At 53.6% G+C, this 13739-nt stretch carries 16 protein-coding genes and 1 pseudogene; all 17 read left to right on the top strand.

From position 1 onward, the window contains the following. Nucleotides 1-1212: flagellar hook-length control protein FliK (locus JCM12296_RS16060; RefSeq protein WP_172683927.1), on the top strand; the 1212-nt coding region annotated here is incomplete at its 5' end. A 51-nt stretch (nt 1213-1263) separates the two neighbouring features. Further along, nucleotides 1264-1947 carry a flagellar hook assembly protein FlgD gene (locus JCM12296_RS16065; protein WP_083456196.1) on the top strand — a complete coding sequence of 228 codons (684 nt, stop codon included), beginning with the start codon at nt 1264-1266 and terminating at the stop codon, nt 1945-1947. Between the two features lie 22 nt (nt 1948-1969). Beyond that, nucleotides 1970-3325, top strand: a complete 1356-nt coding sequence (locus JCM12296_RS16070; RefSeq protein ID WP_054695102.1) for a flagellar hook protein FlgE — start codon at nt 1970-1972, stop codon at nt 3323-3325. Between the two features lie 379 nt (nt 3326-3704). Beyond that, nucleotides 3705-4163 carry a flagellar basal body-associated FliL family protein gene (locus tag JCM12296_RS16075; RefSeq protein WP_054695105.1) on the top strand — a complete coding sequence of 153 codons (459 nt, stop codon included), beginning with the start codon at nt 3705-3707 and terminating at the stop codon, nt 4161-4163. Nucleotides 4164-4309: 146 nt separating this feature from the next. Continuing rightward, nucleotides 4310-4797, top strand: a pseudogene (locus JCM12296_RS44675) (hypothetical protein); the annotation flags it as partial. Between the two features lie 33 nt (nt 4798-4830). Then, nucleotides 4831-5154, top strand: a complete 324-nt coding sequence (locus tag JCM12296_RS44680) for a FliM/FliN family flagellar motor switch protein (RefSeq protein WP_246804414.1) — start codon at nt 4831-4833, stop codon at nt 5152-5154. Nucleotides 5155-5157: 3 nt separating this feature from the next. After that, entirely contained in the window at nt 5158-5508 is a 351-nt protein-coding gene (gene fliN, locus JCM12296_RS16090) for a flagellar motor switch protein FliN (protein WP_054695114.1), read from the top strand. Continuing rightward, entirely contained in the window at nt 5505-5885 is a 381-nt protein-coding gene (locus JCM12296_RS16095) for a FliO/MopB family protein (protein WP_054695117.1), read from the top strand. The genes fliN and JCM12296_RS16095 overlap by 4 nt, the downstream gene beginning before the upstream one ends. Next, nucleotides 5882-6694, top strand: coding sequence for a flagellar type III secretion system pore protein FliP (gene fliP / locus JCM12296_RS16100; RefSeq protein WP_157067664.1), 813 nt, complete (start codon nt 5882-5884; stop codon nt 6692-6694). The genes JCM12296_RS16095 and fliP overlap by 4 nt, the downstream gene beginning before the upstream one ends. Before the next feature lie 13 nt (nt 6695-6707). Further along, nucleotides 6708-6977 (top strand): flagellar biosynthesis protein FliQ, encoded by a 270-nt coding sequence (fliQ, locus tag JCM12296_RS16105; protein ID WP_054695121.1) that lies wholly within the window; start codon nt 6708-6710, stop codon nt 6975-6977. Nucleotides 6978-6986: 9 nt separating this feature from the next. Then, nucleotides 6987-7775, top strand: a complete 789-nt coding sequence (gene fliR / locus JCM12296_RS16110) for a flagellar biosynthetic protein FliR (RefSeq protein ID WP_054695124.1) — start codon at nt 6987-6989, stop codon at nt 7773-7775. A gap of 3 nt (nt 7776-7778) precedes the next feature. After that, a complete protein-coding gene (gene flhB / locus JCM12296_RS16115; RefSeq protein WP_054695127.1) occupies nt 7779-8846 on the top strand; it encodes a flagellar biosynthesis protein FlhB in 1068 nt (355 codons plus the stop codon). A gap of 225 nt (nt 8847-9071) precedes the next feature. Then, nucleotides 9072-11234, top strand: coding sequence for a flagellar biosynthesis protein FlhA (gene flhA / locus JCM12296_RS16120; protein WP_246804412.1), 2163 nt, complete (start codon nt 9072-9074; stop codon nt 11232-11234). Further along, a complete protein-coding gene (locus JCM12296_RS16125) occupies nt 11224-11574 on the top strand; it encodes a hypothetical protein (protein ID WP_054695133.1) in 351 nt (116 codons plus the stop codon). The genes flhA and JCM12296_RS16125 overlap by 11 nt, the downstream gene beginning before the upstream one ends. Nucleotides 11575-11651: 77 nt before the next feature. Beyond that, entirely contained in the window at nt 11652-12680 is a 1029-nt protein-coding gene (locus tag JCM12296_RS16130) for an Ada metal-binding domain-containing protein (RefSeq protein WP_083456197.1), read from the top strand. 75 nt (nt 12681-12755) lie between these two features. After that, complete coding sequence (locus JCM12296_RS36495; protein ID WP_172683928.1) at nt 12756-13259, top strand: AAA family ATPase; 504 nt, start codon at nt 12756-12758, stop codon at nt 13257-13259. Continuing rightward, nucleotides 13256-13585 carry a MinD/ParA family ATP-binding protein gene (locus JCM12296_RS36500; protein ID WP_157067665.1) on the top strand — a complete coding sequence of 110 codons (330 nt, stop codon included), beginning with the start codon at nt 13256-13258 and terminating at the stop codon, nt 13583-13585. The genes JCM12296_RS36495 and JCM12296_RS36500 overlap by 4 nt, the downstream gene beginning before the upstream one ends. Nucleotides 13586-13739: the final 154 nt, after the last annotated feature.

Below are 13739 nucleotides of genomic sequence, written 5' to 3' on the forward strand. Positions count from 1 at the left end.
TCAAAGGGCGAAGGCCCCCGCGACGGCCGGCCCGAGGCTCGTCAGCCGGTGACGGCGTCACCCGTTGAAACGCGTGTTGATTCCCCGGTTCGGTTTGATTTGGCCGGGCAGGGCGACCGGGAGAACCAACCCGCAGCCGGCCAAGTAGGGGAACCATTAAGGGTTGAAAAACGTTCCGAGGAACCGGGGCGTTTTGTATCAACGGACGAGGGTTCCCGTGAGGGTCGGCCCGAGGCCCGCCAGCCGGTGGCGGCGTCAACGTCTGAGGAGGTGTCAAACCGTGATTTCGGCCTTACCTCCACGGGCCAGGGACGACAGGCGGCGCCACCCGACCCTTACGCTTACGATGACGGAAAATTAGCTTCTTCTGAAGGCTGGCAAGAAGACCAGGGTGAAATTTTACTTTCCCGCTCCCCAAAAGAGAAGAACGTCAATCAAGAGAGAAAAGCGGAACCAACGCCTTGGGGGATCGACAAAGACAGCCGCAATCCAACGGCGGCATCCGATTTAGATCGCCAAACGGAAAAGCAACACCCAAAAAGGGATGACACGGGTACGAAAGAAGACCGGTTTCAGTTTGCCAAACTGGCCTCCCCATCGGCCCGGGTGGAAATTGACAAGCTGGGTGCCGAGGAAGGGTTAAAAACTGATTTTACCGATGATCATTTTGCCAGATCACTTTCCCACGCTTTTGATACGGTTTCTTCAAACACCGCACAAACGACATTTTCAAATGGATCTCCTCAACCGGCAATGGATAGCGATTTTCAAAAGATGGTAATGGATCAGGTGGTCGATAAAGCAGTGATCCGTTCTACTGATGAAGGGTCGGAAATTCGCATTCAATTGAAACCGGATGCGCTTGGTGATGTCCGGATGCACATCACTTCAGAAAATAACCAATTGGCGGTCAAGATGGTCGTCGACCAGGTGAATACCAAAGAGATTCTTGAAAGCCAGCTTCACCATCTTAAAGCGGAGTTGGACAGACAGGGACTCATCATCGATAAAATCGAGGTGCTGGTCAATACCAACACCGAACAAAATCAGAGCCGCGAACAATTTTCCCAGATGAGTTACAACGGTGGCGGCCGCAGAGGCCCCGGTGAAGAGCGTCAGCGACATCAGCAGCAGCAACAACAACACGCCCAAAGTGGCGGAAGCAACCCGCAGCAATCGGCTGGTAACAACGGCATTAATTATTTCGCCTGATCTCGCGTTCAACATGGATTAGGCCATCCGGATTGCAGGAGGTAGTCGACAATGTCAGTCATGAGCGTATCGGATGTATACAGCCAGGCGAGTACAAGCACCAGCACCAAGGACGAGACGGTGATGGGGAAAGATGATTTCCTGGCACTTTTGGTGGCCCAGCTTCAGAACCAGGACCCATTGAATCCATCGGACAGCACGGAATTTACCGCCCAGCTGGCTCAGTTCAGTTCATTGGAACAATTGCAGAACATCAACGAGGAATTGTCTGGTTTCGAAGTCTATCAATCCACCTTGAACAACATTCAGACATCCGGTTTTATCGGTAAGACCATTACCGCCACGGGAGATACCCTTACCGTTGAAGATGGGATAGCCACCGACATCGCCTTTTCATTGGATGACAGTAGCGCCAGTGTCTATATCCAGATTTACGATGCTTCGGGAACCTTCGTGGCCGATATCGATGCGGGCAGTCTCTCCGCAGGTCAACAGACGGTCAGCTGGGACGCAACCGATGACAATGGCATGGCGGTCGGCGACGGGGTCTACACCTATTCCATCATGGCCGTGGATTCGGATGGAAATTCCGTCGATACCACGTCGTTTATCTCCGGCAAAGTGACCGGCATCGATTACGAGTCTGGAGAAACCCTGTTGCTGATTGGTGATCAGAAAGTTTCCATCTCTTCGATGATCCGCGTTGAAGAAAACGAAACAGGCGATAATAGCTAATATTTATTTAAAGTGAAGGAGCGTGAAAAATGATTGGTTCTTTGTATTCCGGAGTAACAGGCTAAAGGCCAATACCAGTGCCATGTCCGTCATCGGCGACAACATTGCCAATGTAGGCACCACCGGTTTTAAAACTTCCAGGGTATCTTTCGCCAATGTGTTCAGTTCAACCCTGAGCCAGAGCGGTACGGAGATCGGTAACGGCGTGCAGCTCACCGGGGTCAATGCCCAGTGGGACTCGGGTTCCCTGGAAAACACCACCAATGCCACCGACCTGGCCATCAACGGAACCGGTTTGTTCGTCGTAACGGACCCCGCTACCGGCGGCTCCTATTATACCCGTGCCGGTAATTTCGAATGGGATGCCCAAGGGAATCTGGTCACGACCGACGGGTACATTGTCCAGGGGTATAGCATTGACACCGATGGTACAGTTGCACAAACGACCTCGGGTATCGCCCTGCCCAACGGGACCAGCGAGCCAAAGGCCACCACGGAAATCACCTTCGGTCTGAATTTGAACAGCGAAGCCGAAGATGGGGATACGTTTTCCAGTTCCATCACCACCTATGATTCACGGGGCTCGGAAGTAACTTTGGATATCCGGTTTACGAGAGTCGTAAATTATGATCATGATGCTGATGCGACAACTGCCAGCTTGACTGGCTGGACATGGGATGTGGTGACGACCAGCCTTCCCACCGGAGCTAGTTGTGATGGCGGCTCGGGGTATCTTGAGTTCAATAGTGATGGGTCGCTTAATGAAAGTGCGTCGTTTACAACTTATACTACTGCCAATGTTGTCGATTTGAATGGTGATGGGACACCTGATAATACTGTTGGCGAAAATTCGGGATTTAACCCAATAATCCAGATATCTGGTTTGAATGGTGATGCCGCAGCTGACGATATGAATGTAACCTGGACGTTTTTAAATGAAAACGGCGATTCCGACGGCAGTATCACCAGCTACGGCTCAGAGTCCGCCAAAACCGCCCAGAGTCAGGATGGCTACGCTTCCGGCAGCCTGCAGTCGGTCAGTGTGAATGAGGACGGTATTTTTACCGCCGTTTACTCCAATGGCAGCATGATTCCCTTTTCCCGGCTGGCCCTGGCCGATTTTCCCAGCTATTCGGGGCTGGCCAAAATGGGCAGCAACCTGTATGCTGCGTCCATCAACTCCGGGAACGCGCTGATCAGCGCGGCCAACACCACCGGCCTAGGATCCATTTCCGCCAGTTCTTTGGAGATGTCCAATGTCGATCTGGCCACCGAATTTGTTGAGATGATCACCACTCAGCGGGCCTACCAGGCCAACTCCAAGGTCATCACGACCAGTGACGAGATTCTTCAGGAACTGATCAACCTCAAACGCTAAATTCCGAATCTGACCCAACGACCGGCCGCAGACAACTCCAATTATTCAAACGTCCTGCGGTCGGTCCCCCACCCACTCGGTCACTGCCGTCAACGGCTTGACTCAACGCTTTAAATATGACGCTGCCACCGTGATTGCCGATTTCAGGTCGCCGGCGTTTCTCACTTTTCAGCCATTTTTGCATTTTTTTGTGCCGCGGGCCGGCACCGGTCTGGCCCAAGAAAAGGCCCTCATTCATCGATGCTGAAATCCCCTCCGACCATTTTCCATATTCTCTCACTGACCTGGCCGAGGTGGCATGAAACATGCTGATTTGACATCATCGAGTTCGTAATTGCAAATTCTCGAGACGGACAAAACCATCGACGGAGGATGATGAATGTCGAAAACAATGCTGATCATCGTGATTTCAGTTGTACTTCTCTTTATGGCTGCCGTGGGAGGCGGGTTTTTCATTCTTTGGAACAAGATTTCCCAGATCCCGGCCACGCCAGCGCCCCCTCCAGCGGTTGACGTCCAAGAAGAAGAGAACAAAATCGGTCCGCTTTATTCTTTGGATACCATGATTGTCAACCTGGCGGGGCATGGCGGCAAACGCTATCTTCGCGTGACCATGTCGCTTGAGTTGAGCGATCCTGATGCCATAACGTCGATTGAGAGCCGCCTGCCGCAGGTCAGGGACGCCATTTTGATGATTTTACCCACCAAGACCTACGATGAAGTCAGCACCACAGAAGGCAAGGTCGCACTTCGCAATCAGCTGATGACAACGATCAACAGCCTGATGACCAAGGGCCAGGTGAATAATATCTATTTTACCGAATTCGTCGTGCAATAGGGTGCCCCATGGCTGATCAGATCCTATCCCAGGAGGAGATTGATGCGCTGCTTTCGGCAATGGACAGCGGAGAGCTCGATGTGGCCGAAGAGACGCCTGAGCCGGTCGTCGAGGTGCGTCCGTATGACATCACCGCGCAGAATATCATGCAACGCGGGCAATTCGACGCCCTTGAAGAGGTGTACGACAAGTTTATCAATCTTTACCAGGGATCCCTGTCCAGTATATTTCAGCGGGCCATCTCGGTAAAAATCATTTCCCAGGAAACGGTCAAGTTCGGCGAGTTCATCAAGGCCTTCTCCAATCCGACGGGATTCGTCATTTTCGGAATGGATCCGCTGATCGGATCGGCGCTTTTGGCCTTTGAACCCAATCTGTCTTCTCGCTGATCGACTGTATGTTTGGCGGTGCTGGCAAACCCCTGGAGAAAATCCGTGAATTCACCATGATCGAGCGCAGGATGCTCAATAAGCTGGCGTTGGGCGTGTTGAAAGACCTGGAGACAGCCTGGGATGCGGCCTACCCACTGCATCTTTCCATCCGTAAGGTTGAAACCAAGCCTGAGTTCGTCTACCTGGTCAATCCCAGCGACCAACTGATCATCGTGGTTTTTGCCGTCAGCACCGAGTCTTTTTCCGGCAATATTCACCTTTGCCTGCCGTATCTGATGCTCGAGCCCATTAAAGAGCATCTCAGTTCCAGTTATCTGCGGGAGAAGGACCGGGCCAGCACATTCGGTGACGAAATCCGCAAGCTGCTTGGGCGGACGGAGGTCAATCTGGTGGCCGAGTTGGGACGAACAGTCTATTCCGTACAGGATATTTTGAATTTTGAAGTCGATGATATCATCCGCTTGAACACCGGCCCGCAAAACAACGTGACGGTCAACATCGAACGGGTTCCGAAATTTCTGGGCATGCCGGGTGTCGTCAAAGGAAGCAAGGCGGTCCAAATTACCGATGTCATCGATCCGGATCGCGGAAAGGGATGATCCATGGCACAAAAACGAAAAACGGGAACGGCATCAACCGCCGCTGACGGAAATCCGAATGGCACCGATGCGGCGGTCTTGGACGGGGGCAGCAGTGAAAATCTCGATTTGCTGCTGGATATCCCACTTGAGATCACCATCGAATTAGGGCGTACCCGCATGCTGATCAATGACCTGTTAAAGCTCGGCCAGGGATCGGTCATCGAGCTTGGCAAGGAGGCGGGGGATACGTTGGAAATACTGGCCAACAACCGACTAATCGCCAAAGGCGATGTGGTAGTGGTGAATAAGAAGTACGGCATCCGATTGACGGAAGTGATCAGCCCCGTCGAACGGGTGGAGAAACTAGGATGAACACGACGGCACCGGACATGCTTTCGGCCGCTTTGCAAATGACCGCATCCCTCGGCGTGGTGCTGGGCCTGATCCTTCTGCTCCTTTACGGCATCAAAAAGATCGTCCGGGAACGTACGCGGGCCAGTGGCGGAAGATCTATCCGGGTGCTGGAGAACCACTATCTGGGTGTAAAAAAAAGCATCTGCATGGTGGCTATACCCGGTAAGGTGTTGGTGTTGGGGATCAGCGCCGATCGGATTCAACTGCTCGATACGTTGGATGAAGCGGTCTGCGATGGGAAAGACGCCGGCGATCAACAGCGGACCTTCGGCCCCATGCTGGTCGAACGCTTGAAACAATTCGGCAGCGGGCGAACGGGAAAGGAAGACCGGTGAACCGACATCCATGGCCAACCCAGGCAAGAAAAACGCGTTGGCAAGGATCCTGCCGGCATGCGAGGTGGGCACTTCTGGCCTTCAGCATTTCAGGGCTGATCCTTTTGGCCGGCAGCGCCTGGGGACAGACACCGCCGGCTCCGCTGATCAGCATCGGTCTCGACCAGGGGAACGATCCGGGGAAGATGACCGTGGTGATGCAACTGTTCCTGCTCATGACCGTGCTTTCCTTGGCTCCGTCGATCCTGATCATGCTGACCTCCTTTACCCGGATCGCGATTGTCTTTTCGTTGTTGCGGCAGGCCATGGGAACGAACCAGCTGCCACCGAATCAAGTGGTGATCGGCCTCTCCCTCTTTCTGACGTTCTACATCATGACGCCGGTATGGAGCCAGATCAACCAGGAGGCCTTGCAGCCCCTGCTGAACAAACAGATCGGTCAGACGCAGGCATTGGAACGCGCCCTGGTTCCGATCCGTAAATTCATGATTTCCCAGACCCGTGAAAAGGATTTGGCACTTCTTGTGAATATTGCCAAAATAGCGCGCCCTGCCAATGTGGATGAAGTTCCGACAACGGTATTGATTCCGTCTTTCATCATCAGTGAACTGAAAACGGCGTTTCAAATCGGCTTCATGCTTTACGTGCCATTTTTAATCATCGACATGGTGGTGGCCAGCGTCCTGCTCTCCATGGGCATGATGATGCTGCCGCCCGTTATGGTTTCGCTTCCCTGTAAATTGATGATTTTCGTGCTCGCCGATGGCTGGTATCTTATTGTCGGTTCGCTGGTGAAAAGTTTTGGTTGAAGGAGAATGATCAATGACCCCTGAATTTGTAACCAGTTTTTTCTTGGAAGCCATTAAAACCACCATCCTGTTGGCAATGCCCATGCTGGCAGTGGGGCTGATCGTCGGTATCCTGGTCAGTATGTTTCAAGCCGCCACGCAGATTAATGAGATGACCATGGTTTTTGTCCCCAAAATGCTGAGCGTGGCCCTGGCCCTGCTTTTTTTCTTCCCCTGGATGATGAAGCTTATCATCGGATTCACCCAAAACTTGCTGATCAATTTGCCGACCTACATCCGTTGATGGTTGACCATGGCGACGCTGAACATCCCCCTGGAGACATTGTTCACAGTGATTCTGATTTTTCTCAGGGTTGCCAGCATCCTTTTCAGCGCACCGATCTTTGATAGCGGAACCATCCCGGTCACCTTCAAGGCGGGTCTTGGACTAGCGGTCAGCCTGCTTCTGCTTCCCGTGGTTCATTTGCCGGTCGATCTGTCCGGTTTGAATCTTTTGGGCGTTACATTGAGCGTCATTTCCGAGGTTTTCATCGGGTTGGCCATCGGTTTTTCAGCAAAACTGTTTTTCACCGGCATTCAACTGGCCGGGCAGATTGCCGGCTACCAGATGGGAATCGCCATCGCCAACGTGGTCGATCCGGTCACCAGCGCCCAGATTCCGGTGCTGGGCCAATTTTACAATCTGACCGCCATGCTGCTTTTTGTCACGGTCAACGCCCATCATATGTTTTTCAGGGCCTTGGTGGACAGCTACACCCTCATTCCCCTTTCTTTCATTCACATCAACCCCTCCTTGGTAGAAGTGATGATGAAGTTGGCGGCGAATATGTTTGTCTTGTCCATCAAAGTCGGCGCCCCCCTGATCGCGGTCCTCTTGATGACCAGTGTCAGCCTTGGCCTGGTCGCACGGACCGTTCCACAGATGAACGTTTTTATCGTCGCCATGCCGCTCAAAATCGTCATCGGCCTGGTATTCATGATGATAACGGCGCCTCATTTAACGGCTTTTATGATTGACCTGTTCGCCTCCTTGCGGACGACCGTCTATACGCTCTTGCACCTGATGGCCGGTTCGGGGTGATTCATGGCCGGTGATTCGTCACAAGACAAAACCGAAGATCCTACCGGCAAAAAGCTATCTGACGCCCGTTCAAAAGGCGATGTGGCGCGAAGCCGGGAATTCCCCTCGGTGTTTGTGCTTTGCGGTGGGATTGGCGTGCTTTTTTTCGGCGGCGGGTGGATGCTGGAACAAATGAATGGGGTGATGCGGACCATGTATCAGAATGCCGGTTCACTCAGCATCAGCGTCGAGAACATGAATACCCTGCTTTGGGACATCCTTGTGGACGCCTTTGTGATCCTGATCCCATTGATGCTGGTGGCGATGATCGTGGGCATTGCCGGCAATGTGATCCAGTTCGGGTTTGTTCTGACCGGCGATAAACTGACACCCGATTTTGCCAAGATGAATCCCATCAGCGGGATCGGCAAGTTGTTCTCCTTGCGGTCCCTGGTGGAATTGGTGAAGTCCATCATCAAACTGCTGATCATCGGGGGTGTGGCGTATGCCGTGATGTATCGCTTCCTGGATCAGATTCCCGGCTTGATACGGCTGAGTGTCGGTGGAATCCTATCCTTTATTGGCCAGGCCGCCTTCAAGATCAGCATCTATACCTGCATGGTTTTGTTCATCATGGCGATACTCGATTTCGCCTATACCAAATGGCAGCACCATCAGGATATGAAGATGACCAAGCAGGAGGTCCGGGATGAGCACAAACAGCAGGATGGCGATCCTGCCGTCAAGGCCCGAATCCGGTCCGTCCAGCGTGAAATGGCCCGCAAGCGAATGATGGAAGCGGTTCCTGGCGCCACCGTGGTCATCACCAACCCAACCCATCTGGCGATCGCCCTGACCTATGAAGAGGGCATGCATGCCCCCACCGTCGTGGCCAAGGGGGCCGGTTTTGTTGCTCAGAAAATTAGGACCCTCGCCCAGGAAAACGATGTCCCCACGGTTGAAAACAAACCCTTGGCCCGGGTGCTGTACAAGTCAACGGAGATTGGTGATTTCATCCCACCGGACCTGTATCGCGCGGTGGCTGAAATTCTTGCCTACGTCTACCGCCTCAAAGGACTCGCCCGCGGGTGAACCGTTTTTGCGCCTTGCCCACCATCTCCGGATAGGCGGCCGGTTGTCATTCCCGTACAGGGACAAGAAATTGACACCTCACCGAATGGCGAGCGCGATTCACCGCGGGCAATCCTCTCCTTGACGCTTCAGAATGGATTTTAAAATAAAAATATTAGAAGTATTTTAGATGGTTAGGATCGCCATGGGGCGCTGTGGGTGCTTTTTCAGGCTTCGGCATAGAAAATGCTAATCCAGAAGTCAACCGCATCGCCGAGAAAGAGAGCCAGCGACCCTATGGAAATTGCCGCCCAAAAACAGGCATTCAATCGTTTCACCCTTGTCACAAAGAACACCGATGTGCTGATCGGGTTTGCGGTGATGGTCATTTTAATGGTCATGATCATCCCCATCCCATCGATGCTGCTGGATCTGTTCCTGTCCTTCAACATTACCCTGGCGATGGTCATCCTGCTGGTGGGTATGTACATTCTTCGCCCGTTGGATCTCTCTTCCTTTCCATCGCTGTTGTTGATATCCACCCTGTTCCGCCTCTCCCTCAATGTCGCTTCCACGCGGCTGATTCTCCTGCATGGCAACGAAGGCCCCCAGGCGGCGGGCAAGGTCATCATGGCTTTTGGCGGTTTCGTCGTGGGTGGCAACTACGTGGTCGGGCTCATCGTTTTTGTCATTCTGGTGGTGATCAATTTCATGGTGATCACCAAAGGTGCCGGCCGAATCGCAGAAGTGGCCGCCCGCTTCACCCTGGATGCCATGCCGGGCAAACAGATGAGTATCGACGCCGACCTGAATGCCGGCTTGATTGACGAGACCCAGGCCAGGGATCGTCGCCAGCAGATCAGCCGAGAAGCAGAGTACTATGGGGCCATGGACGGCGCCAACAAGTTCGTCCGCGGCGACGCCATCGCCGGTATCATCATTACGCTGGTCAATATTTTGGCGGGGCTGACCATCGGCGTTTTTCAAAAGGACATGGCCTTTGCCGATGCTGCCCAGAACTACACCCTGCTAACCGTTGGCGACGGATTGGTCAGCCAGATCCCGGCGTTGATCATTTCGACGGCCGCCGGTATCGTCGTCAGCCGGGCCGGCGCCGAGAACAACCTCGGGCTGGAAATCGGCAGCCAGTTGCTGGTTCAGCCCCGTGCCTTCGCGGTTGCCTCGGTCATGCTTTTTTGTTTTGGTCTGGTGCCGGGATTGCCGACGGTCCCCTTCCTGATCCTTTCCGTCACCGCCGGCCTGGTTGCCTACCTGGTGTTCCAAACCCAGCGGGCCAAGCAGGAAGAAGCTCGTGAACTCGCCCTGCAACGCCAGAAGAAAGCCGAAGAGAAACCCCCCGAAACGTTCAAGCCGCTGCCACCCGTGGATGTCCTGGCCCTGGAAGTCGGCTATGGTTTGATTCCGCTGGTGGATGTCGAGCAGAACGGCGAACTTTTGGAACGGATTAAATCCATTCGCCGGCAGATCGCCCAAGAGATCGGTATCGTGGTGCCGTCGATTCATATTCAGGACAACATGAAATTAAAACCGGGTGCGTATTCGATTCTGCTGAAGGGAATCGAGGTGGCCAGTGGTGATTTGATGATCAATCACCTTCTGGCGATGAATCCCGGATCGGCCGATGAGAAGATCAACGGTATCGCCACCCGTGAACCCACATATGGTCTCGATGCCTTTTGGATCAAACCCGCGGCGCGTGAGGATGCCAATGCCAAAGGATATACGGTGGTGGATCTGGCGACCATCCTGACCACGCATATTTCGGATGTGATCCGTCACCACGCCAATGAATTGGTCGGCCGCCAGGAGATCCAGAAGATGCTCGATACCCTGAAGAAGAGCCACCCCAAAGTGGTGGAAGAGCTGGTGCCCAATTTGATGTCCGTGGGTGGCGTGTTGCGGATTGTCCAGAATTTGCTTCGCGAGCAGGTCCCGGTACGGGATATGCTCACCATTATGGAGACGCTCGCGGATTGGGCACCATCCATCAAGAAGCTGGATATTCTCACCGAATATGTCCGCCAGGCGCTGGCCCGGACCATCACCAGCCTGCATCTGGCCGAGGATGGACAACTCTACGTACTGACCCTCAGCCCGCAAGTAGAGAAGAAGATCGCCGAGTCCCTGCAAAAGAGCGACCAAGGGCCGGTGCTGGCCATCGATCCGACTTATGCTAAGTCGATCATGGATGATCTTGGCATCAAACTGGAAGATTTCAAACGTCTGGGAACCGCCCCGCTGATGGTCTGCTCGGCCCAGATTCGAGGCCATCTGAAAAAACTGGCGGATCGATTCATTCCGGGGCTGACGGTTCTTTCCTATGATGAAATTGTGACTACCGCAAAAATAAAAATAGTTGGAACAGTGGAGGCCTCGGATGCAGATTAAGCGCTTTGAAGCTGACGATATGAATGACGCGTTGCGCCAGGTCAAACGGGAGTTTGGCGATGATGCAGTCATCTTATCGGCCAAGGAAGTCCGCCCTGGCGGTTTTTTCAGTGCGCTGAGGAAAAAGCAGGTGGTGATTACCGCGGCGATGGACTACCAAGCCAAGGATGTCCAACAGCGGCGTCAATTTTCCGGCATCTTGTCGCAGCAGATGGAGGATGATCCCTCGCCCCGTGATCATGTTTCGCTGTCCCGTAGCGCAACCGAAGCAAAGTTGCCCCCGGCGGCCCGCCAGCCGCTGCGCCGATCGAGACAGCAGCCCCGGAAGCAAAACCCATAGATCCCCCCTCAGGATCAGAAACGCTGGCCGAGGCCCAACGGCTGGTATCGGCCTTGTCGGCCTTGCGGCGTTACGGTATGTCGCCCGCCGCCACGCCAATGCCTCCCGAGACGGCGGCAACAACGGCAACACGTGTTGCGGAACATGTTCAACTACCGCCATTTTTGGCCCATCCTTTCTATTGCCTGGAAAACGGCCAAACCCGAATTGCCTTCGTGGGACCGTCCGGCACCGGGAAGAGCAGCATGGTGGCCAAGCTGGCGCAGCATTGCCAGACCGTCGAGAAAAAACAAACCGCCTTGATCAGCCTTGATCGTTTCCGTATCGGAGCAAATGGCCTTCTTGAAAATGTGGCTCGGATCATGAACCTCACTTTCGTGCTGGTCCGTAATCTCGAGGGCCTTCGAAAAGCATTGGGTGAATTCGCCGAGCATGACGTGGTGTTGATCGACACGCCGGGAATCGGGGCGCGGGACCAAACCCTGCTGGAGGATGTCTTTACTTTATTGCAAACGGTCAATCCGGATGAAACCCATCTGGTGATCAACGCCACCGTCCGCCGCAACGTCATCCAGCGTGCGGTGGATACCTTTTCCGCCATGGGCATTAACCGGCTGTTACCCACCCATCTGGATGAATTGGGCATGGATGCGTATCAAAGTAATGGTGCCGCAGCGGATCTATATGCCACCACACGGCTGCCAGTGGCCTTTTACGGCACGGACGTGGACTTGTTCGATGGCTTGCAAGAGGCCCGGCGCACAAACGATGCCGATGGGCAATCGTCGCCTTTTTCAATGTCAACGCCAACGGAACGCCAGGTGTTGGCCGAGTCCTGTCGGGACATCGAAAGCATGCCGGATCCCCCTGAAGATTCCGAAGACACCGATGCAATTCGATTCCTGGCCAACCGAAATTCCGAACTGTTTCATCATCCTTCCTGTAAATCCGTGAAACGGATCAATACGGAAAATATTATCGCCTTTAATAGCGCCGAGCAGGCCATGGACGAAGGGTTTAAACCCTGCCGCGCCTGTTGCTATGACAGCATTGTCAATAAATCGGCCTTCCAGCCGTATGCTTTTCAACGTGCGAGTGCCATTTAACCTGGAGACGATACGGTAATGCCAATTTTTGAAAAAGCAGGACAGATCATTAACCTGAACCAGAAGAGACAACAAATGCGTTCTAAGCCGGGGAATGGTGCGTCGCCAAAACCACAGGCCAGGGTTATTGCCATTACCAGCGGCAAGGGGGGCGTCGGCAAGACCAATATTGTCGCCAATCTCGGGTATGCGCTGTGCAAAGCGGGAAAGCGCGTGTTGATTTTCGATGCCGATCTGGGGCTCGGAAACCTGGATGTCCTTCTCGGACTGACGCCCCGCTATAATCTTTCGCATGTGGTGGAAGGGGTGAAGACACTGCCCGAGATCGTCATCAACGGGCCCGGAAATTTGAAAATCCTGCCGGCATCTTCAGGCATCCAGGAGATGACGCGGTTGACGTTTTTCCAGAAACTGGAGATCTTCAATGAACTGAACGCCCTGCTTTGCAATTACGATATCGTGCTCATCGATACCGCGGCCGGGATCTCTTCCAACGTCCTTTATTTCAATACCTCGGCCGATGAAATCATGGTGGTGGTAACGCCCGAGCCACATCGATCACCGATGCCTACGCCTTGATGAAAGTCCTGTCGGTCAAATACCAAGAGAAGCATTTCCGTCTGATCGTCAATCTGGTGAAAAATGCCAGAGAAGCCGATGAGGTCAGTCGACAACTGTGCCTGGTGACCAATCGGTTCCTGGATATATCGGTTGAACATTTTGGCAGTATTATGGCCGATGAGAATGTCAAGCTCGGCGTGCGCAAACAGAAAGTGGTCAGTGAGTGGGCACCCATGACCCACGCCAGTCGTAACTTAAGCGAACTGGCCCACCGACTGATCCGTTCTCAGCCCATGATCCAACGGCAGGAGAATCGTCCGTTAATCTGGCAGGATACCATGTGAAGCGTAAGCCACATGAGAAGCAGGATGACCCGGACAAATGCTCTCTCTCACCATGCCCTCGGCTAGAACGGCCTTTGGACGCTTCGCCATTGTCCGCTAATAATGGTGAATTGCGTAAAAGAAATAGCGGAAGAATTCCTTAAAATGGAGTCTC

The organism is Desulfosarcina cetonica JCM 12296 (genome assembly GCF_001311845.1).
Classification (GTDB): Bacteria; Desulfobacterota; Desulfobacteria; order Desulfobacterales; family Desulfosarcinaceae; genus Desulfosarcina; species Desulfosarcina cetonica.